The sequence below is a fragment of the Microbacterium sp. BH-3-3-3 genome (assembly GCF_007679045.1).
Classification (GTDB): Bacteria; Actinomycetota; Actinomycetes; order Actinomycetales; family Microbacteriaceae; genus Microbacterium; species Microbacterium algihabitans.
Window position 1 is genome coordinate 118,945 of record NZ_VEFS01000001.1, and the last position, 19,799, is coordinate 138,743.

20 protein-coding genes are annotated in these 19,799 nt (G+C 71.1%); 8 read left to right on the plus strand and 12 right to left on the minus strand.

Going from position 1 to position 19,799, the window contains the following annotated elements:
* Nucleotides 1-71 precede the first annotated feature (71 nt).
* Both FS769_RS00620 and FS769_RS00625 read right to left on the minus strand, forming a co-directional pair.
* On the minus strand, nt 72-758 hold the full coding sequence (locus FS769_RS00620; RefSeq protein ID WP_144828021.1) for a MerR family transcriptional regulator: 687 nt from the start codon (nt 756-758) through the stop codon (nt 72-74).
* Nucleotides 758-1,246, minus strand: coding sequence for an FHA domain-containing protein (locus FS769_RS00625; protein WP_144828024.1), 489 nt, complete (start codon nt 1,244-1,246; stop codon nt 758-760). Before FS769_RS00625 ends, FS769_RS00620 begins: the two co-directional genes overlap by 1 nt.
* Before the next feature lie 294 nt (nt 1,247-1,540).
* Between FS769_RS00625 and FS769_RS00630 the strand changes: the two genes are divergently transcribed.
* Nucleotides 1,541-2,203 carry a copper resistance CopC family protein gene (locus tag FS769_RS00630; RefSeq protein WP_260979657.1) on the plus strand — a complete coding sequence of 221 codons (663 nt, stop codon included), beginning with the start codon at nt 1,541-1,543 and terminating at the stop codon, nt 2,201-2,203.
* A 9-nt stretch (nt 2,204-2,212) separates the two neighbouring features.
* Nucleotides 2,213-3,610, plus strand: coding sequence for a dihydrolipoyl dehydrogenase (gene lpdA, locus FS769_RS00635; RefSeq protein WP_144828027.1), 1,398 nt, complete (start codon nt 2,213-2,215; stop codon nt 3,608-3,610).
* 251 nt (nt 3,611-3,861) lie between these two features.
* Here the strand turns inward: lpdA and FS769_RS00640 are convergent, their stop codons facing one another.
* A complete protein-coding gene (locus FS769_RS00640; protein ID WP_144828031.1) occupies nt 3,862-4,521 on the minus strand; it encodes a CYTH domain-containing protein in 660 nt (219 codons plus the stop codon).
* Nucleotides 4,518-4,745: a response regulator gene (locus FS769_RS00645; RefSeq protein ID WP_144828034.1), complete on the minus strand. Its 228-nt coding sequence runs from the start codon at nt 4,743-4,745 to the stop codon at nt 4,518-4,520. Before FS769_RS00645 ends, FS769_RS00640 begins: the two co-directional genes overlap by 4 nt.
* 68 nt (nt 4,746-4,813) lie before the next feature.
* Here FS769_RS00645 and FS769_RS00650 point away from each other — a divergent pair, with 68 nt between their 5' ends.
* Nucleotides 4,814-5,569 carry a glutamine amidotransferase gene (locus FS769_RS00650; protein ID WP_144828037.1) on the plus strand — a complete coding sequence of 252 codons (756 nt, stop codon included), beginning with the start codon at nt 4,814-4,816 and terminating at the stop codon, nt 5,567-5,569.
* Between the two features lie 22 nt (nt 5,570-5,591).
* On the opposite strand, the gene FS769_RS00655 is transcribed toward FS769_RS00650, so the two are convergent.
* The 6 genes from FS769_RS00655 to FS769_RS00680 form a co-directional block, all read right to left on the minus strand.
* Nucleotides 5,592-6,314, minus strand: a complete 723-nt coding sequence (locus FS769_RS00655; RefSeq protein WP_144828040.1) for an NAD(P)H-hydrate epimerase — start codon at nt 6,312-6,314, stop codon at nt 5,592-5,594.
* Entirely contained in the window at nt 6,307-7,365 is a 1,059-nt protein-coding gene (locus FS769_RS00660; RefSeq protein ID WP_144828043.1) for a YihY/virulence factor BrkB family protein, read from the minus strand. The genes FS769_RS00655 and FS769_RS00660 overlap by 8 nt, the downstream gene beginning before the upstream one ends.
* A gap of 80 nt (nt 7,366-7,445) precedes the next feature.
* A complete protein-coding gene (locus FS769_RS00665; RefSeq protein WP_186325368.1) occupies nt 7,446-7,901 on the minus strand; it encodes a prepilin peptidase in 456 nt (151 codons plus the stop codon).
* A gap of 12 nt (nt 7,902-7,913) precedes the next feature.
* Complete coding sequence (locus tag FS769_RS00670) at nt 7,914-8,210, minus strand: DUF1905 domain-containing protein (RefSeq protein ID WP_144828049.1); 297 nt, start codon at nt 8,208-8,210, stop codon at nt 7,914-7,916.
* Nucleotides 8,211-8,258: 48 nt separating this feature from the next.
* Nucleotides 8,259-8,672 carry a DUF2809 domain-containing protein gene (locus FS769_RS00675; protein WP_144828053.1) on the minus strand — a complete coding sequence of 138 codons (414 nt, stop codon included), beginning with the start codon at nt 8,670-8,672 and terminating at the stop codon, nt 8,259-8,261.
* Nucleotides 8,669-9,235: a mismatch-specific DNA-glycosylase gene (locus FS769_RS00680; RefSeq protein WP_144828055.1), complete on the minus strand. Its 567-nt coding sequence runs from the start codon at nt 9,233-9,235 to the stop codon at nt 8,669-8,671. The genes FS769_RS00675 and FS769_RS00680 overlap by 4 nt, the downstream gene beginning before the upstream one ends.
* Before the next feature lie 57 nt (nt 9,236-9,292).
* Here FS769_RS00680 and FS769_RS00685 point away from each other — a divergent pair, with 57 nt between their 5' ends.
* On the plus strand, nt 9,293-10,084 hold the full coding sequence (locus tag FS769_RS00685) for an alpha/beta fold hydrolase (RefSeq protein WP_144828057.1): 792 nt from the start codon (nt 9,293-9,295) through the stop codon (nt 10,082-10,084).
* 15 nt (nt 10,085-10,099) lie between these two features.
* On the opposite strand, the gene FS769_RS00690 is transcribed toward FS769_RS00685, so the two are convergent.
* Together FS769_RS00690 and FS769_RS00695 are read right to left on the minus strand one after the other, a co-directional pair.
* The gene (locus tag FS769_RS00690; protein WP_144828060.1) at nt 10,100-12,091 is read right to left on the minus strand and encodes a glycosyltransferase family 39 protein; all 1,992 of its coding nucleotides are present in this window, start codon (nt 12,089-12,091) and stop codon (nt 10,100-10,102) included.
* 148 nt (nt 12,092-12,239) lie between these two features.
* Nucleotides 12,240-13,886 carry a cellulase family glycosylhydrolase gene (locus FS769_RS00695; RefSeq protein ID WP_144831696.1) on the minus strand — a complete coding sequence of 549 codons (1,647 nt, stop codon included), beginning with the start codon at nt 13,884-13,886 and terminating at the stop codon, nt 12,240-12,242.
* A gap of 224 nt (nt 13,887-14,110) precedes the next feature.
* On the opposite strand from FS769_RS00695, the gene FS769_RS00700 reads away from it, so the two are divergent.
* The 4 genes from FS769_RS00700 to FS769_RS00715 all read left to right on the plus strand — a co-directional run bounded on the left by FS769_RS00700 (nt 14,111) and on the right by FS769_RS00715 (nt 19,790).
* Nucleotides 14,111-14,581, plus strand: coding sequence for an Lrp/AsnC family transcriptional regulator (locus FS769_RS00700; RefSeq protein ID WP_144828063.1), 471 nt, complete (start codon nt 14,111-14,113; stop codon nt 14,579-14,581).
* Nucleotides 14,578-15,972: an aspartate aminotransferase family protein gene (locus FS769_RS00705; RefSeq protein ID WP_144828065.1), complete on the plus strand. Its 1,395-nt coding sequence runs from the start codon at nt 14,578-14,580 to the stop codon at nt 15,970-15,972. The genes FS769_RS00700 and FS769_RS00705 overlap by 4 nt, the downstream gene beginning before the upstream one ends.
* Nucleotides 15,973-16,058: 86 nt before the next feature.
* Nucleotides 16,059-17,561 (plus strand): APC family permease, encoded by a 1,503-nt coding sequence (locus FS769_RS00710; RefSeq protein WP_260979658.1) that lies wholly within the window; start codon nt 16,059-16,061, stop codon nt 17,559-17,561.
* 249 nt (nt 17,562-17,810) lie between these two features.
* Nucleotides 17,811-19,790 (plus strand): glycosyltransferase family 39 protein, encoded by a 1,980-nt coding sequence (locus tag FS769_RS00715; RefSeq protein ID WP_144828068.1) that lies wholly within the window; start codon nt 17,811-17,813, stop codon nt 19,788-19,790.
* Nucleotides 19,791-19,799 lie beyond the last annotated feature (9 nt).

Here is a 19,799-nt window from a genome sequence, read left to right on the forward strand (position 1 = left end):
TTTCCTCCACGCTAGATCAGCGAGGGTCCCCCGGCAATGACATCCGCTCCGAGGGCCGCGGCGTGTCGCACTCAGGACAGGATCCGCTCCAGCGCCTCGCGCACGAACATGCCGCGGACCTCGTCGAGACGCGCCGCGAGCTCGGGAGCGAGCTCGTTCGCCTTCGCGCGCGACGAGGCGTCGGGGCGCCGCAGCAGGGCCGACAGAGCCGATTCGACGAGCGAGACCTCGCGCTCCGCACTCTGGCGCAGGGCGCGCACGTGACGCGGCTCGATGCCGTGGCGATCCAACGCCACGAGCGAGCGCAGCAGCGTCACCGTCTGCTCGGGATATGTGTCGGATGCCGTGATGACGCCGGTGCTGATCGCGTCGTTGAGCAGCTGCGGAGCGGAACCCGCGGCCGCCAGCAGCTCGTCGCGGCGGTAGCGGCGCGGCGTGTTCGTCATCGACGGGATCGACGTCGGCGGAGCGGGATTGCGGCCCGCGTCGAGCTCGGCGAGGTAGTCGCGGATCACGACGAGCGGCAGGTAGTGGTCGCGCTGCAGCGTGAGCGCCATGCGCAGGCGCTCGAGATCGGCGGGCGAGAACTTGCGGTAGCCCGACTCGGTGCGCGTGGGCGTGACGATGCCCTGCACCTCGAGGAAGCGCAGCTTGCTCGAGGTCAACGCCGGGAAGTCGGGGGTGAGGCGGGCGAGCACCTGGCCGATGCTGAGCAGCCCCGCAGCCGCCTGACGACTACGGGAGGGGGCTGCCGGCATCAGCGATCAGCCGCGGGCAGATCGACCGGCGAACCGAAGAAGTTGAGGCGGAACTTGCCGATGCGCACCTCGGAGCCGTTGACGAGCGCCGAACGATCGACCCGCTCGCCGTTGACGTAGCTGCCGTTGAGCGAGCGCTGGTCGACGATCTCGAACGAGGTGCCGGTGCGGGTGATCTCGGCGTGACGACGAGACACGGTCACGTCGTCGAAGAAGAGGTCGGCCTCGGGGTGACGTCCGACGGTGGTGACGTCAGTGTCGAGCAGGTAGCGGGCGCCGGTCGTCGGGCCGGAGCGGACGATCAGCAACGCGGCGCCGGAGGGCAGTGCGTCGATCGCCTCGAGCTCGGCCTCGCTGAGGTCGGCCCCGAAGGGGACGAACGACAGATCGGCGTCGTGGGTCTGGGTCGTGTCGTGCGCCCGGTCGTTCGCTGCGGCGTCGGCCGCGCGTCGGATGTCGTCGCGCTCGAATCGGCTGGTCTCGTCCACGGCTTCTCCTTCTGTTTCACCATAACCGATCGGTCGACGAGGGGGAGGTCGACCGATCTCGAGCGGGCCATGGCGATGCGTGTTTACGTCTCGATCCGTCGACACCGACACCGCGGTTCGGGCCGCGGAGACGACCGACGAGACACTCGAACCTATCGACCCGGGCGGGGCCGTGTCGAGTCTGCTTCACCCCGACACGCCCACGATCGCGAAAGCGCTCCCGAATCGGGGGCCGCGCATCGGCCGCAGCCCGCTCCCAGGCCCGGTGTCGGAGGTCGTCAGTAGGGTCGAGGAGTGACCTCTTCTCCGACCCCGCACCGCCGGGCCCGCCTGCCCCGCTGGACCGCCGCGCTGGCCGCCGGTCTGCTCGCCGCAGCCGCTCTGCTCGTGCCCGCTCTGCCCGCCGCCGCGCACGACGAGCTGGTCTCCACCGACCCCTCCGCCGACGCCGTGCTCGACGCCCTTCCCGCGCAGATCACCTTCACCTTCAGCGCCGACGTCCTCACCGACGCCGGGGCGACGGTCGTCGAGGTGAAGGACGCATCGGGGGCCTCGCTGGCCGATGGCGCGCCCGAGGTCTCGGGCACCACGGTCACGCAGTCGCTGGCGGGCGCGGCATCCGGAGCGGTCAGCGTCGTCTGGCGCGTCGTGTCGAGCGACGGCCACCCCATCAGCGGCGATTTCGCCTTCACGGTGCCGGCCGCAGCGCCCACCCCCTCGGCGACTCCCACGACGACCACCCCCGCAGTGAGCCCGACCCCGTCTGCGACGTCCGCACCGAGCGCTGATCCGACCTCGAGCGCGACCGCGGCACCGGTCGACGAGGCTTCCGCACCCTCTCCCCTGCCCTGGATCCTGCTCGCGGTGATCCTCGTGATCGTGGCCGGGGTGCTGGTCTACGTCTTCGCCTCCCGCAGCGGCCGCAAGACCGCCGGTGGCGGCACCGCCGGGCGATAGGCTGGAACCATGCCTCATTACGATCTGGTCATTCTTGGTGCGGGTCCCGGCGGGTACGTCGCCGCCGTCCGCGGCGCACAGCTCGGACTGTCGGTCGCGATCGTCGAAGAGAAGTACTGGGGCGGTGTGTGCCTTAACGTGGGCTGCATCCCCTCCAAGGCCCTCCTGCGCAACGCCGACCTCGCGCACACGTTCCACGCGAAGGCCGACCTGTTCGGCATCTCGGGTGACGTCACCTTCGACTTCGGCAAGGCGTTCGACCGCTCGCGCAGCGTCGCCGCCGGCCACGTCAAGGGCATCCACTACCTGATGAAGAAGAACAAGGTCACCGAGTACGAGGGCCGCGGCTTCTTCGCCGACGACCACACGATCGACGTGACCAAGACCGACGGCTCCAAGGAGCAGGTCACGTTCGACAACGTCATCATCGCCACGGGTTCGACCGTGCGCCTCCTCCCCGGCGTCACCCTGTCGGAGAACGTCGTCACCTACGAGGAGCAGATCCTCACCCGCGAGCTCCCCGAGTCGATCGTCATCGTCGGCGCCGGCGCCATCGGCATGGAGTTCGCGTACGTCATGACGAACTACGGCGTGAAGGTCACGATCATCGAGTTCCTCGACCGTGCACTGCCGAACGAAGACGCCGAGGTCTCGAAGGAGATCCAGAAGCAGTACAAGGGCTACGGCGTCGACATCCTCACCTCGACCAAGGTCGAGTCGGTCACCGACCACGGCGACAAGGTCACCGTCGCCTACACGGCGAAGGACGGCTCGCAGAGCTCGATCGACGCCGACCGCGTGCTCATGTCGATCGGCTTCGCCCCCAAGGTCGACGGCTTCGGTCTCGAGAACACCGGCGTCAAGCTGACCGAGCGCGGCGCCATCGAGATCGACGACCACATGCGCACCAACGTGCCGCACATCTACTCGATCGGCGACGTCACCGCCAAGCTGCAGCTGGCCCACGTGGCCGAAGCGCAGGGCGTCGTGGCCGCCGAGACCATCGCCGGCGCCGAGACGCAGACGCTGGGCGACTACCGCAACATGCCCCGCGCCACCTTCTGCAACCCGCAGGTCGCCTCGTTCGGCCTCACCGAGCAGCAGGCGCGCGACGCCGGTCACGACATCAAGGTCGCGAAGTTCCCCTTCTCGGCCAACGGCAAGGCCAACGGCCTCGGCGAGCCCGTCGGCTTCGTCAAGCTCGTCGCCGACGCCGAGACGCTCGAGCTCATCGGCGGCCACCTCATCGGCCCCGACGTGTCGGAGCTGCTGCCCGAGCTGACCCTCGCGCAGAAGTGGGACCTCACCGCTCTCGAGGCCGCACGCAACGTGCACACCCACCCGACGCTGTCGGAAGGCCTGCAGGAGGCCTTCCACGGCCTCACCGGCCACATGATCAACCTCTGATCAGCTGATCGACGAAAGGCCCGCCCGGTTCGCCCGGGCGGGCCTTTCGTGATCTCGAGGGTCTGGGCTGCGGCCGTGACGTCGTTCGCGGCGCGAGGAACACCGCGAGACTGCATCTCGCTGACAACTCTGCGTCACGCTGCAACGAACTCGTCAGCGAGATGCAGTCTCGGCGTCAGGAGCGCCCGCGAGAGCGAACCCGGGGGCTTTGCGCGGGCTCAGTGCCCCAGAGTGCCGGCTCACGCGCGGGCTCAGTGCCCCAGAGCGCGGCCGAGCTTCGATCCGGATGCCGCGGGGCGGCCCCCGGCGGCGGCCACGGCCGCGTCGACCGCGGCGAAGAACTCCGCGCGCCCGGCATCGTCGGAGGGGCCGGCGGGGCCGAGCTCCACCTCCCACTCGCGCCAGGACGAGTCGACACCGCGTCGCTCGTCACGGGCCTGCACCCGGTCGTCGACGAACTCCGCGACGAGGGCGCCCTCGGCATCCGTCAACGCGTACGCGGTGCGCTGGTTGCGCACGCGCGCGAGCGGGAGGAACGGCGGTCGCGCCCACGCGGAGACGGCTTCTTGGATCCCAGCCGGAACGACGGGATCGGCGTCGTCGTCGGCCACCTCGCCGAGCGGCCACTGGGTCTCGCGTCGCCCACCGCCCTCGCGGGGGCCCTTCACGTGCCAGCCCTCGTCGGGCCCGCCGCGACGGCGGCGCACCGCGATGCCCTTGCGGGACAGATCGTGGTGCGCCGTGTCGACGTAGCGGGCGTCGAGGTCGCGCGGTTCGGGCTCCCCGACACTCACCACACCCGGCAGCGCCGACCAATCGGGAAGGGGCGTGTCGTCATCGACGTCGTACTTCGACTCGATCTCGACGTTCGAGGCCCCGGATGCCGAGCCGCCCGAGGGGCCTGCGCTCAATCGTCGCGTCCGTCGGCGTCGGGGTTGATGTCTTCGGTCTCTTCGGCGAACACGAAGACCGCCTGCGTGGGGCCGTCGGAGTCGCCCGTGTTCTCGAGACCGCCGTCGCGGCGGTAGACGAGCTGACCCTCGCTGTAGGGCATGATCAGCGTGTCGTCGGACTCGTTGTCGAGGGGAAGGACCTGCCCGTCGAGCGGGCCTCCGGAAAGTCGTGCGATAGCCATGACCTCAGCGTAGACGGCGCCCTCCGTGCGGGCCGGTGACTTGACAGGGCTCGCCTAGAATCGCTCGGGTGACGACGACCGACCTGCCCGGAGATCGCCCGTTCGTCCTGCTGGCCACGCGCGCGGAGGACCGCCCGGCCGACGAGGAGTACGCGCTCTTCCTGCGGTATACGGGCCTCCCACCCGAACGGCTGCGCCGCATCCGTCTCGAACGCGATGCCCTCCCCGCGCTCGATCTCGACGAGGTGTCGGGCATCCTCGTCGGCGGAAGCCCCTTCAACGCCTCCGACCCGTTCGAGCGCAAGTCGGCGGTGCAGCGCCGAGTCGAGGCCGAGATGGCCGCCCTGGTCGACGAGGTGGTCGCTCGCGACCTGCCTTTCTTGGGCGCGTGCTACGGCGTCGGCACTCTCGGGACGCACCTCGGAGCCCCCATCGACGGCACCTTCGCCGAACCCATCAGCGTCGTCGACGTGACCCTCACCGAGGCGGGGCGCGCCGATCCGCTCGCCGCGGGCCTGCCCTCGACCTTCTCCGCCTTCGTCGGCCACAAAGAGGCGATCAGCGCCCTCCCGCCCGAGGCGGTGTTGCTGGGGTCGTCGCCGACGTGCCCGGTGCAGATGTTCCGTCTCGGATCCCATGTGTATGCGACGCAGTTCCATCCCGAGCTCGACGTCGACGGCATCGTCACGCGTATCCACGCCTACGCGGAGTACGGCTACTTCGCCTCCGACGAGCTCGACCTCACCCTCTCGGCAGTGCGCCGCGCCCCCGTGACGGAACCGTCGCGGATGCTGCGCACGTTCGTCGAGCGCTACGCCCGCTGACCTCGGCGGCTCGGCGCTGACCTCAGCGCACGCGCACCGTCGAGCGTGCGAGCACGATCGGCGCGGTGACCGCGGGGTGCGCGAGCCGCAGGTACGGCTCGAGCCCGAGGTCGACCAGGTGCACGCTCCCCGCCAGCTCGGGACCGCGCCCGCGCACGAGGCCGGCCTTGACCGCGCCGAAGGTGACGGTGACATCGGCGGCGAGCACGGCGGCATCCGCCGTCCCGTCATCGGGGTCGAGGCCGCTGGGCAGATCGACGGCGACGATGCGGGGACGAGCGTCGAGCGCGAGGATCTTCTCGACGAGCGCACGGGCGCTGCCACGCAGCCGCCGGTCGGCGAGACGGCCGATGCCGAGGATCCCGTCGACCACGACGCGGTAGTCGGCGATCCGCGCGCACGCGTCGGTTCCCGAGCACTCGCGCACACCCGCGGCGACAGCCGCGTCGAGCGCCGCGCGATGCACGCGGTCGCGCACGAGCACGACGTCGACCGAGGCTCCCGCGCGGGCCAACTCGGCCGCGGCGTACAGGGCGTCTCCGCCGTTGTCACCCGCGCCCGCGAGGACGAGCACCGGCCCCGGATGGGCCGCGAGCTCGTCGGAGACCACGTCGGCCAGAGCCGCCGCCGCATGGCGCATCAGGGGCACGCCCTGCTCGAGCAGCGGCTTCTCGGCGGCGCGCACGGCGTCGGCCGTATAGGCCGGTGTGCGCTCGGCCGCGAGCGGGGCCGCGCGCTCAGACATGCGACTTCGCCTCCGCAGCGCTCTCGCGCTCGGCGGCGGCGGGATCGCTCTTCGCGAGCGTCTCGCGCTCCTTCTTCTCGGCCTCGCGCGCCGCGTCGAGCTCACCGGTCGCCGCGCGCACGGCCTTCTCGGCCCGGCGCACGCGGAACTGGGTGAGGGTCGACGCACCGTACTTCGCGCGGACGCGGTCGAGATCCTCCTCGGTGGCCACTGTGATGTAGGCCCCGGCGATGAGGATCACCTGGCTCGACAGGTTGAGCCACAGCAGCAACGCGATGAGCGAGGCGAACGTCGTCAGGAGGGGGTTGCTGGTGGCGCCGCCGACGAACAGTCCCGACAGCTGCTGCAGGACGACCAGCCCGACACCGCCCAGGAGGGCTCCGCGCAGGAGCGTGCTTCGACGCGTCTTCACTCCCGACAGCGCCGCGAAGGCCACGGCCACCGCGGCGGTGTCGAGCACCAGCACGACCGCGGTCGAGAGCAGCCACGTCAGCACCGCCGAGACCCAGGAGTCGGCGGAGATCCCCAGCAGCTCGCGCACGAAGGTGAGCCCCGCGGTGGCGAGGAAGGTCACGATCGCCGCACCCACCAGCGCGACGCCGATGCCGAGCGCGACGAGGAGGTTGCGCACGATCACGAGGATCGGCAGCGTGTCGTCGGTGGTCACCCCGGCGATCTGCCGGAACGCCGAACGCAGCGACCCGATGGCGCCGATGGCTGCACCCAGCAGACCGAGGATCGCGATGATCCCGGCGATCGTGAATTCGGGTGCCTTGATTCCGTCGAGCTGGAGCAGCCCGTTGGGGCCCACGAGACCCGGCACGACGCTGTTGACGGAACGCTCGAGGGCGGCGATCCCGTCGGGGTTGCCGGCGAGCCACACGGTCGCGAACGAGAAGCCCAGCAGCACCGCGGCGAAGAGGCTGAAGAGGGTGCGGTAGGTGACGCTGTCGGCCAGCATCGGACCACGCGCTCCCGAGTAGACGAGGAAGGCGCGCACGAGGCGGAGCGACAGAGCCCACGCCGTGACGCGACGGATGAGGTCGGCCATGTGGTCAGGGTATCCGCGCGAGACGCCTCGCACCGCGGGGCTTGACCGATCCGGGGCGGCGCGACAGTCTGCGCCGCCCCTCACAGCGCCGCCCGCACCAGCGACCACCCCGCCCCGAGCACCAGGACGGGCCCGAAGGCCACCTCGGCCCGGCGCCCTGCCGCCGCCCACGCCGCGATGCCCGCTGCGGCTCCGCCCGCGAAGGCGACGAAGAGGGCGGATGCCACGGCGCCCGGGCCGAACCAGCCCAGCGTCGCGCCGACGAGGGCGGCGAGCTTGACGTCTCCCCCGCCGAACGCCGCGGGGCGGGCGAGGTGCAGCACGAGACAGACGCCGAAGGCGGCGAGCGCTCCCCCGGCCACCGCGACCGCCCGGCCGGGTTGGCCGAGCACGCCCGCGGCGACCGCCATCAGCGTGAGCACCGCGATCGTCGCGGGGAGGACGACGACGTCGGGGATCCGATGGGTGCGCGCGTCGATCGCGGCGAGCACGACACCGGCCACGCCGAAGACCGACAGCGCGAGCAGGAGTGCCACCGGCATCCGGGGTCAGGCGTCGAGCACGAACAGACCGACGCGCACGATCGCCCCCGGATCGATGCCCTCGGCCTCGCGCACCGCACGCTTGAGCGGCAGCACGTACATGTCACTCGCCTGCGGGAAGATCGACGTGCGCCAGGTCGTCGCCCCGATGGTCGCGTCGACGCGCACTCCCCCGAAGCCCCGGCGGAAGGTCTGCGCCTCGCGGATCTCCTCGCTCAGCTCGGGCGGTACGGCCACGAAGTACCAGTCGCTGTCGGAACGGGCCTCCCACCGGAACACGTCGCCCTCGAAGTCGACGATCACGACACTGCCCTCGGCATCCGGAACCTCCTCGGTGATGTGGCGGTCACGTTACCCGGGTGCTCCGACACCCGTGCGCGTCGTCCCCCTGGGGAGAAGCCGCGACACCGCGATGTCGACCGCGACGGCGACCGCCACCGCGCACACGTAGACGACGAGGTCGCGTGCATCGAACCCGGTGCCCAGCAGCAGCGCCACCGGCGGCACGCGCTCGGCCAGGGCGAGCGGCACCCCGGTCAGCTGCAGCAGTTCGACGCCCACGCACCACAGCGCGGCGGCCCCGGCGAGCGCGAAGCGCGGAGCGCGCGGGAAAAGCAGGACGAGTCCGGTGAAGGCGGCCACCGCATAGAGCGCGTCGCCCGCGACGTCGGTCGCCGTCGACCCGGGCAGAGCCTTGTGCACGAGCAGCCCCGCGGCGATGACGGCGGCGAGCGCGACGAGGGCCGCGAGACGACGCCGCCTCACGCGAGGATCCCCGCCGCCCGCGCAGGTTCGGCGTAGGCGCGGGCGAGCGAGTCGACGGTGTCGTGGGCGTTGAGCCCGCTCGGATTCGGCAGCACCCAGGTCGGCACTCCGGCGATCGCCTCGTCCTGTCGCCCCGCCGCGGCCTTGGGGCGGCCGAAGCCCTGCCGGTACGCGGTGAGGCCGACCACGGCGACGGCGCGCGGGCTCCACGCGGCGACCCGGTCGACGAGAGCTGCGGCACCCTCGCGCAGTTCGCCGCGCGACAGCTCGTCGGCGCGGGCCGTCGCGCGGGCCACGAGATTGCTCACCCCCACCCCCGCGTCGAAGATCAGCCGGCGGTCGTCATCGCCGAGCGGCTCGGAGTACGCGGGCAACCGCGGGAGGATGCCCGCCTTCACCAGCGCGGGCCAGAACCGGTTTCCGGGTCGCGCGAAGGGGGTGCCGGTGGCCGCGGTCCACAGGCCGGGGTTGATGCCGACGAACAGCAGGCGGACGCCCGGCTCGACGAGGTCGGGCCGCGTGGCATCCCGGAACGACTCGAGCTCGGCGCGCGTATATCCCATGAGACCACTATGACCACTACCTCGGGACGACCCTGGGCGTCTGCCAGGATCGGAGGAATGGATGCCGTGCCCGCCCTCACCGAGATCCCTCCCGCGCAGTTCGTCATCGTCGGCGACAACGTGCGCCTGGCCACCTACTCGTGGGGCGATGTCGAGGCCGATCCGGTGCTGTGCGTGCACGGCTTCGGCTCGAGCACCCGCGACAACTGGGTCAACACGGGCTGGGTGCGCGACCTGCTGCGTGCGGGTTACCGCGTGATCGCGGTCGACCAGCGCGGTCACGGCGCGAGCGAGAAGCCCTACGACGCCGCGTCGTACACGATGCCCACGCTCGTCTCCGACCTGGTGGCGGTGCTCGACACCTACCTCGTCGACCAGGTGCGCTACCTCGGCTACTCGCTCGGCGGCCGCGTGGGCTGGCAGCTCGCCGTCGACGCCCCCGAGCACGTCGAGCGGGCGGTGCTCGGCGGGATTCCCGACGGTCGTCCCCTCGCTCGTCTGCGGGTCGATCAGGCGCGCGCGTTCCTGGATCACGGTGAGCCGGTTCAGGATGCCACGACCCTGCGCTACGTCTCGCTCGCCGAGCGCGTGCCGGGCAACGACCTGCGGGCCCTGGTCGCGATCGCCGAGGGCATGCGCCTGGGCGAGACCGACCCCGACCCCTCGTCGCCCCCGCAGCAGCCGGTGCTCATCGCAACCGGCACCGACGACCCCATCCACGACCAGTCGGCGCACCTCGCGGGCCTGCTCCCCCGCGGCGAGTTCGCCGACATCCCGAAGCGGCACCACGTCAACGCGCCGGGCTCGCGGGCGTTCCGCGAGGCGGGCCTGGAGTTCCTCGGCCGCTGACGCGTTCGCGCGACCTCAGGCGCAGTCGTACACGGTCGAGGGAGCCGAGCTGTCGGTCGCGCAGTGCTGCGTGACCCAGTCGCGGATCTGCGCCGAGCTCGACGTCGTCGACGCGGACGACCCCGGGGCACCCGACCCGCGCTGCTCGCCGCCGATGACATAGCGCACCTCACCCGACTGCACCATCGAGACGAACGCGTCGAGGGTGGGCACGGCATCCGTGCCGTTGAAGCCGCCGATGGGCAGGAACGACCCGCCGTCCGAGGCGACGATCAGCTGCGCGGCCGACTGCGCCCCGAAGGTCGCGGCGAGGTACGTGCCGCCGGTGCTGTGCGACTCAAGCCACGACAGCAGAGCCGTATCGGCGCCCGTGCTACCGGAGCCCGGGAAGGCCGCGCCGCCGTCGCGCGTGCGGCCCTGTCCCGTGCCGCCCTGCGCGAGGCCCTGACCGGATCGGCCCTGCCCCGCCCCGAAGCCCTGACCCGTGCCCGAGCCCGGCGCGGTGCCCGACCCGGGCGCGCCGCCCAAGCCCTGCCCCGGAGCCTGTCCGGCGCCCGGCGCTCCGCCCCCGAAGCCGGCGCGGCCGAAGCCTCCGCCCGAGACCTCCGACACGCCCCCGGCGACGGGGTTGATGGAATTGGGGTGGGCGATCGTGACCGCCGACCACACCGCCGGGGTCAGCAGCAGCCCGATCATCAGCGCCGAGGTCACGAGCAGCCGGGATCCGCGATGCAGCACCAGCAGCACGATCGCGGCGGCGGCGGCGAGGGCCTGCACGATCGACACCGGGACGCTGTACCCGCCCATGGCGATACCGATGCCCAGCGCCGTCGCCCCGGCCGCGCCGACGATCACCACCTGGGGCCAGGTCTTGCCGGCGCGATGCGCGACGGCCAGCGCGGTCGCCACCGTCAGCGCGAGAGGAACGGCGAGGGCCGCGGTGTAGAACTGGTGCATCCCGGCGACCGCCGAGAACATCGCCGCGAACGTCGCCGTCCACACCGTCAGTAGCACGGTCAGCGGCCGCGAGAACCGCAGCACCCACAGCACGACGATCGCCACCAGCGCGGCCGGGACAAGCCACGCGATCTGCCCGGCCAGCTGCGCGTTGAACAGGCGCAGCACTCCGGGGTCGCCCGAGAACGGCGGGGTGAACGACTCGAACGAGCCGATGTCGGCGGTCGCCGAGAAGCGCCCCAGACCGTTGTAGCCGAAGACCATCTCCCACGGGTTGTTCGACAGGGTGCTGCCGACGTAGGGGCGGCTCCCCGCCGGGATGAGCGAGACGATGGCCACCCACCACAGCGAGGCCGCAGCGCTCACCGCACCCGCGACGAGGAGGTGCCCGAGGCGCCGCGCCCACGACTGCCGCGTGAACAGGTAGGCGGCGGCCAGCGCCGGCCACACCGCCCACGCCTCGAGCATGTAGAACTGGAACGACAGTCCCACCAGCGCCCCCGCCGCGACCAGCCAGCCGAGGCTGCGCTGCTCGACGGCCCGCACCGCCGCCCACGCGGTGAGCGAGAGCCCGAGAACGAAGAAGGCCTCGGGCTGGTTCGAGCGGGCCACCGCCACGAGGATCGGCGTGACCGCCACGACCGCCCCGGCGATGAGGCCCGCGCGCACCCCCGCGAGTCGGCGAGCGGTGACGGCGGTCACGAGGGCCGCACCGACGGCGGCGAGGGCGTTCGGCAGGATCACGGCCCACGCCGAGTAGCCGAACACGCGCACGAACAGCGCCGGGATCCAGAACGAGCCGGGGATCTTGTCGAGCGTGACAGTGCCCGCCGGGTCGACGGCGCCGAAGAAGAAGTTCGACCAGCTCCTGCTCATCGACAGCGCGATCGAGGCGTAGTACTCGCTCGGTGCTCCCGCCCACACCTGCCACCCGGTCAGCACCAGGGCGCCGAGGCCGATGGCGAGCAGGCCGAGGGTCCAGCCGCCGGGGCGGCGCAGGGCCGGGAGGGCGGGGGCGGCGGCGGACGATGCGGGCAGAGTGGCGGTCACCGGCGCATCGTAGGCAGGCGCTCCCTCACCGCGGCCTAGCGGTTCTTATGCGTGACTGATGAGTGGCGGCCGCGGCATCCGGAGAAGAAGGGTCCGGATGCCGACTCCCCGGGCATCCGCGCCGGTCACGTTCTCGCGTTCAGGCGGTTCAGGAGGCCGAGACGGAGAGCTTCGGAGCCTTCGGCGCCGCGGTGGCCGAGGCCTGCAACCCGACCCGCACGCTCTGTCCGGCGCCCAGGGCCGCGGCCCAGTCGCTGCCGGTGCAGGTGACCTTCGTGCCGCTGACCGCGCAGCTCATGCCCCAGGCGCTGGTGACGGCCGTGGTGCCGGGGGCGTCGAACGACACGGTCCAGCGCTTCACCGCTCCCGAGGCCGTCAGCGACAGCTCGGCGACGTAGCCCTCGCCCCACGCGCTCTGCGGGATCCAGGTCGCGGCCAGGCCCGGGCTCGCGGTCGGCTTGGGGGTGGTGCTCGCGGTCGGCTTGGGCGTCGCGCTTGCGCTCGGCTTCGGCGTCGCGCTGGCCGTCGGCTTGGGCGTGGTGCTCGGCTTGGGCGTCGCGCTCGCGGTCGGCTTCGGCGTCGTGCTCGGCTTGGGCGTCGGACTGGGCGTCGGGCTCGGTGCCGGTGTCTTCACCGGCGTGAGGATCGGCGCGAGAGCCGCCAGCTTCGCTTTCTGCGGCGTCTTCCAGTCATCGGTGACCAGGCCGCCCGTGTCGCCGCTGTTGGGATTGAACGACCAGTACGCGTAGCTGATCTTCGTCTTCGCGAGGTAGCCGACGAGGGACTTCAGCCACGCCTTGTCGCTCGCGGTCTCGTATTTCGTGCCGAACTCGCCGAGCAGCACGGGCGCCGTGTTGGTGCGCACGAGGTAGCCCCAGTTCGCGTCCCACAGCGACTCGAGGTTCGCGGGGTAGTTCGGCGCCGAGAACCACGACTGCTGGTGCACGGTGGCCGGGTAGTCGTGGGGCGAGTAGACGACGCGGTTCTTCACCGTGAGCGAGACGGGAGCCGCGCCCGCGTCCTTCAGGCCGCCGCCCCACCAGGTGCTCGAGCCGTCGTTCTGGCGTTCGACGCCCTCGACGATGATGAGCAGTTTGGGGTTCACCGCGAGCACCGCATTGCCCGCACGCGTGGCGGCGGCCCGCCAGTCGCGCTTCGGGTCGCCGCAGTTCCAGCAGGCGGGGCCGTGGGGTTCGTTGTGCAGGTCGACGCCGATGACGGTGGAGTCGCTCTTGTAGCGCGCCGCGAGCATCTTCCAGTCGTCGATCCACCGCTTCTCGCTGTACTGCGCGGTGTACCAGAGCTCGCTCTGCGCGCCCGAGTCGGGCCGGTGCCGGTCGAGGATCACCGACAGCCCGTGCGCCTTCGCGCGGGCGATGAAGGCGTCCATGAGCTTCAGCGGAGACAGTGTGGCCAGCTGCGGGTTGACGTAGCTGTTGATCGAGTTCGACGACTTCGCCGCGAGGCACTCGTTCGAGAAGGGCAGGCGGATGGTGGTGAAGCCCATGCGCGCGATCTGGTCGAGCCCGTCGTCGAGCGAGATCGACCACAAGCCGTGCGGCGCGCAGTTCGAGGTCTCCATGCCGAACCAGGCGACGGCCTTGATCGTGTAGGGCGTTCCGGATGCCGTGACGATGCTCGCTCCGCGCGTCGACAACCAGCCCGGAAGGGTGGCGGCGGAGGCGGCCGGAGCGGCGACGACCCCGGATGCCAGGAGCACCAGCGCCACCGTGATCGCGGAAACACGGCGCGCCGATCGTCGCAGTGTCGCCCACCGCGCGCGCCATCCGGACATCGGCACCCCCGCGGTCATCGTAGCGGTGCCCGGCGCCGCCCCGCGCACGCGCGAAACGCCGGCATCCCGGCATCCGGCCCCCTGCTCTGACCCGCACGGGACCGCCTCGCGCGATTCGGCGTCGCCGCGTCCGCGATCAGCGACGGTTTCCGTCGTGTTTCCGCGTGTGAAATGTCGAGATCACCATTGATACACCTGACAATCCGCTGATACCGTCGCCGATCATGACTCCTCCGATCGAGCGCAGCGCCGTGCTCGACGACGTCTCGAAGGCGATCGTCGAACAGCTGCAGGAAGACGGGCGCCGGTCGTACGCCGAGATCGGCAAAGCCGTCGGTCTCAGCGAGACGGCCACGCGCCAGCGCGTGCAGAAGCTGCAAGAGGCCGGTGTCCTGCAGATCGTCGCCGTCACCGACCCGCTCCAGCTCGGTTTCGCCCGCCAGGCGATGATCGGCGTGCGCGTGTCGGGAGACACCCGCGTGGTCGCCGGGGCCATGAGCGAGATCCCGGGCGTCACCTACGTGGTGTCGACGGCCGGCTCGTTCGACCTGCTCGTCGAGATCGTCTGCGAGAGCGACGACGACCTCATCGACGTGCTCAACGACCGCATCCGGTCGTTGCCCGACGTCGTCTCGACCGAGACGTTCGTCTATCTCAAGCTCCACCGTCAGCTCTACAACTGGGGAACGCGATGACTCTTATCGAAACCGACCAGCATGCCGACCTCCAGGCCAAGGCCCGCGACCACCTCTGGATGCACTTCTCCCGTCAGTCGACGATGACCGACGGTCCCGGGGTGCCGATCATCGTCAAGGGCGAGGGCCACCACATCTGGGATGCCCGGGGCAAGAAGTACATCGACGGGCTCGCGGGCCTGTTCGTGGTGAACGCCGGCCACGGACGGCGCCGCATCGCGCAGGCTGCGGCGAAGCAGGCGGAGGAGCTCGCGTTCTTCCCCCTGTGGTCGTACGCGCACCCCGCGGCCATCGAGCTCGCCGAGCGCCTGGCGAACCTCGCACCGGGCGATCTGAACCACGTCTTCTTCTCCACCGGCGGCGGAGAGGCCGTCGAAACCGCGTTCAAGCTCGCGAAGCAGTACTGGAAGACGCAGGGCAAGCCCACCAAGCACAAGGTCATCTCGCGCGCGATCGCCTACCACGGCACCACGCAGGGCGCCCTGGCGATCACGGGCCTGCCGGTGATGAAGCACATGTTCGAGCCGGTCACCCCGGGCGGATTCCGCGTGCCCAACACCAACTACTACCGCGCCGCCGAGTCGGGCTTCGGCGGCGGCACCCCCGAGGAGTTCGGCCTGTGGGCCGCCGACCGCATCGAGCAGATGATCCAGTTCGAGGGCCCCGAGACCGTCGCCGCCGTCTTCCTCGAGCCCGTGCAGAACGCCGGCGGGTGCTTCCCCGCCCCGGCCGGCTACTTCCAGCGCGTCCGCGAGATCTGCGACAAGTACGACGTGCTGCTGGTCTCCGACGAGGTCATCTGCGCGTTCGGCCGGCTCGGCCACTACTTCGGCGCCTCGGCCTACGACTACCAGCCCGACATGATCACCTTCGCCAAGGCCGTGACCAGCGGGTACTCCCCGCTCGGCGGCACGATCATCAGCGACCGCATCTACGAGCCTTTCGCCCACGGCGACGCGAGCTTCCCCCACGGCTACACCTTCGGCGGACACCCGGTGTCGGCGGCGGTCGCGCTCGAGAATCTCGACGTGTTCGAAGAAGAGGGCCTGCTCGAGAACGTGCGCACGAACTCCCCCGTCTTCCGCTCCACGCTCGAGCAGCTGCTCGACCTGCCGATCGTCGGCGACGTGCGCGGCGACGGGTACTTCTTCGGCATCGAGCTCGTCAAAGACAAGGCGACCAAAGAGACCTTCGACGACGACGAGTCCGAGCGCCTGCTGCGCGGATTCCTCTCGAAGGCCCTGTTCGACGCGGGCCTGTACTGCCGCGCCGACGACCGGGGCGACCCCGTCATCCAGCTCGCGCCCCCGCTCACCCTCGGCCCCGCGGAGTTCACCGAGATCGAGCAGATCCTGCGCTCGGTGTTGACCGAGGCCTGGACCCGCCTCTGACCTGTTCCGGATGCCGGCGGCACCACGTCGGCATCCGGTCCCTCCCGGCGCTACCCGCGCCGACTCCCCCGCTCCCACCCCGAGCGGTGCTCCGCCCGCTGTACCCCGACATCAGCCCCACGGACGCGACGCCCGATCGCGCACCGCACCCTCTAGGAGGAGCCACGAACGACAACCTCGCCGCCACGACGGCCGCACCCCACTCGGGAGCGAAACTCGCCCGCACCCTCGGACTCTGGTCGATCGTCGGCCTGGGCCTCGGATACATGACCCCCACCGTCGTCTTCGACACCTTCGGCCTCGTCGCCGAGAAGACGAACAACGTCGTTCCGGCCGCCTACGCGGTCGCCCTCGTCGTGCTCGTCTTCACCGCCGTCAGCTACGGCAAGATGGTCCGCGTCATCCCGAGCGCAGGCTCGGCGTACACCTACGCCCGCGAGTCGATCCACCCCGGCGTCGGCTTCGTCGTGGGGTGGACCGCCCTGATCGACTACATGCTGCTGCCCATGGTGAACGCGTTGATCCTGCGCAGCTACATGGAGGCGCTCTTCCCCGACGTGCCCGGCTTCATCTGGGTGATCGTCTTCACCGCCGGCGTGACGGGCGTGATCTACCTGACGATGCGCGGCACCTCGAACGTCAACATGATCCTGCTGGTGTTCTCGATCCTCGTCATGACCGTATTCGTCGTGATGGTCGTGGTGCAGCTCGTCGGCGGCGCCGGCGCCGGAACGCCGGTCTCGATCGCCCCCTTCGCCCACAGCGAGGTGCAGTTCGGCGCCGTGTTGGCCGGAGCCACCGTCGTGTGCTTCTCGTTCATCGGCTTCGACGCGGTTTCGATGTACTCCGAAGAGGCCAAGACGCCGAAGATCATGCCGCGCGCGATCCTGCTGACCCTCGTCGCCGGTGGTGTCATCTTCCTCATCGCGGCCTACGTCACGCAGCTGCGCTTCCCCGACTCGACGGCCTTCCCGCAGGAGGCGATCGAAGACAGCACCCTGCCCGAGATCGGCGTGCAGGTCGGCGGCCCGGTGCTGCAGGCGGTGCTCACCGCCGCCGGCTTCGCGGCGACGCTCGCGTCGTGGCTCGCCTCGCACGCCTCGGTCTCGCGCATGCTCATGGTGATGGGGCGCAACAACGTGCTGCCGCGCCGGATCTTCGGCTTCATCAACCCCAAGACCCACACGCCGACCTTCTCGATCGTCATCGTGGGTCTGGTGAGCCTGCTCGCGATCGCGTTCACGCTCGAGCAGATCGCGGCGTACATCAACTACGGAGCACTCGTGGCGTTCACCTTCGTGAACATCTCGGTCATCGCGTGGTTCGCGGTGCGCCAGGGACGCCGCAGGACCCCGGCCGACATCCTCAGCTACATCGTCATGCCGACGATCGGCATGCTGCTGACCGGTCTGCTGTGGGTCAACCTCGACATGCACGCCCTGATCGGCGGTCTCATCTGGACCGGCATCGGCGTGGTCTACCTGCTCGTGCTGACCCGCGGATTCCGCCGCCCGATCGCCTCGTTCGACGAGAACGAGCCGGTCACCGGCTTCAACAAGACCGTGCCGGGGCCCCGCTCCGAGATCTGACCCGCCCGCGCGCAGGCCGCGGCATCGCTCTCCGGATGCCGCGGCCTCCGCGCGTCCGGCCGTGATCAGGGCAGGTTCCGGATGCCGCGACCCGTCACCTCACGCGGGCTCCGGCGACCGTCATCCAGCGCTCGGGCCGACCCACCGAGACCGCGCCCGACAGCTCGTCCCGCGCGCCATGCCCAACCCACAGCGCTCTCATATCCGGCTGATATCCGCCACCGTCCTGAACGCGCGACCCTGTGCATCGTGACCCCTGCCCTGCCTCTCGCGCGCTGGTGGCGCGAGCCGTGGTGGGCGCGCCTCTCGCTCGTGGTGATCGTCGCGGTCTTCGTCGTGCTCACCTGCTGGAATCTCTCGCGCGGCGGCGACTTCTCGTTCTACGAGGCCGCCGCGCGGTCGATGTCGCAGTCGTGGCGCGCGCTGTTCTTCGGCGCGTTCGACCCGGCGGCCACGGTCACCCTCGACAAGCTCAGTGGCTTCGCGGTGCCGCAGGCGCTCAGCATCCGCGTCTTCGGCATGTCGATCTCGGCCGTCGCCCTGCCGCAGGTGATCGAGGGCGTGATCACGGTCGTCGCGTGCGCGGTGATCGCGCTGCGCTGGGGAGGACGCGGTGCGGGTCTGGTCGCCGCCGCGGCCGCAGCGTCGACCCCGATCTTCGTGTCGATGTTCGCGCACCCGATGGAAGACGGCCTGCTGACGATGTCGCTCGCGGTGGCGGTGGTGTGGTGGCAGCGTGCGATGCTCACCGCGCGCTGGTGGCCGCTGCTGATCGCGGCCCTGTTCGTCGGCATCGGCTTCCAGGCGAAGATGATGTCGGCGTGGTTCGTGCTGCCGGCCCTCGTGGTGGCGACACTCGTCGCGATACCCGACCGGCGGAGTGCGCTCTCGCGCGCGGGCGTGGTGACCGCGGTGTCGGTGGTGACCTCGGTGGCCTGGATGGTGGTCTTCGCCCTGGTACCGGCGGGCAGCCGCCCCTACGTCGACGGGTCGACCGACGACGACATCTTCGCCATGGTGTTCGGCTACAACGGGCTGAATCGTCTCGCCCCCGGCGCCTACCCGGGATCGGTCGGTTCGTCGGGCGGCGCGGGGGGCCTGGGCTCGACGCTGTCGAGCATCGTGCACGCTCTCACCGCCCCCGCCTCGACGGGTCAGCACGGCAGCCTCCCCACCCTGTCGAAGCTCGTCGAACTGCCGCTGGTGACGCAGATCGGGTGGCTCTACCCCGCGGCCCTCGCCGGCATCGTGCTGGGGTTCTGGCGCTACCGGCGCCGCGGCCGCGTGATGACGGCTGCTCATCGACTGCGCTTCGCCGTCGTCGTCGCAGCGTCGGTCTGGCTCGCGACGGCGGCCGCCGTGCTGACGTTCACGCGCGTGCCGCACACGGCGTACGTCGCGTCGTTGGGCGTCCCGATGGTGCTGCTGACCGCCGTCGCCTGGCGCGAGGGCGTCCGGCTGCTGCGCGCGCGCACCCTCGCCCCGCGGCTCGTCCTCCCCGCCGTCGTCGTCGCGCAGGCGGCGTGGTGGGTCTGGCTCATCGCGCAGGCACTGCTTCCGACCGTGCTGCTGATCCCCGCGATCGTCGTCGGCACCGCCGGTCTGCTGATGGGGCTCGTCGCGGCGTTGCGTGGGCGCAGCGCCCCCCGGCCGCTGCGACGAGCCGCTCCCCTCGCTCTGGCCGTCGCGCTGCTATGCCTGCCGGTCGCCACGAGTCTGCAGGTGCTCGACGACGCCCGCGACGGCAGCGGTGGCGACGCGTACGTGGGCGTCACGGCGGTCGGCGGCAACAGGAACGAGGTCTTCACGGTGTCGGCCCCGGCGCCGTGGGGCGGTCATCCTTCGCTGACGCCCGCGCTGGCCCAGCTCGTGTCGCTCGCGCAGAAGCACGGCGGCGGTGCCGACGGAACGCCGCTGTTCGTCACCGATTCGTGGGCGATCTCGGCGCAGATCATCGATGCGACCGGTGCGAGCGTGCTCACCGACGGCGGCTACAGCGGACACGTGCCGGTCTTCACCGCCGATCAGCTCGCCGCGATGGTGACGGCCGGTCGCGTGCACCTCTTCGCCGTGGCCTACGGAGCACCCGAGGGCGATCCCGTGCGCGAGGTGGCGACCGGCCCCGACTGCCGCACCCTCACGACGGTGACCTTCGCCCCCGCGAAAGAGGCCGGCGACGGTCGACCCGCGTCGAAGGCGACGGGAGTCACCCTCTACGAATGCCGGTGACGCCGCTCG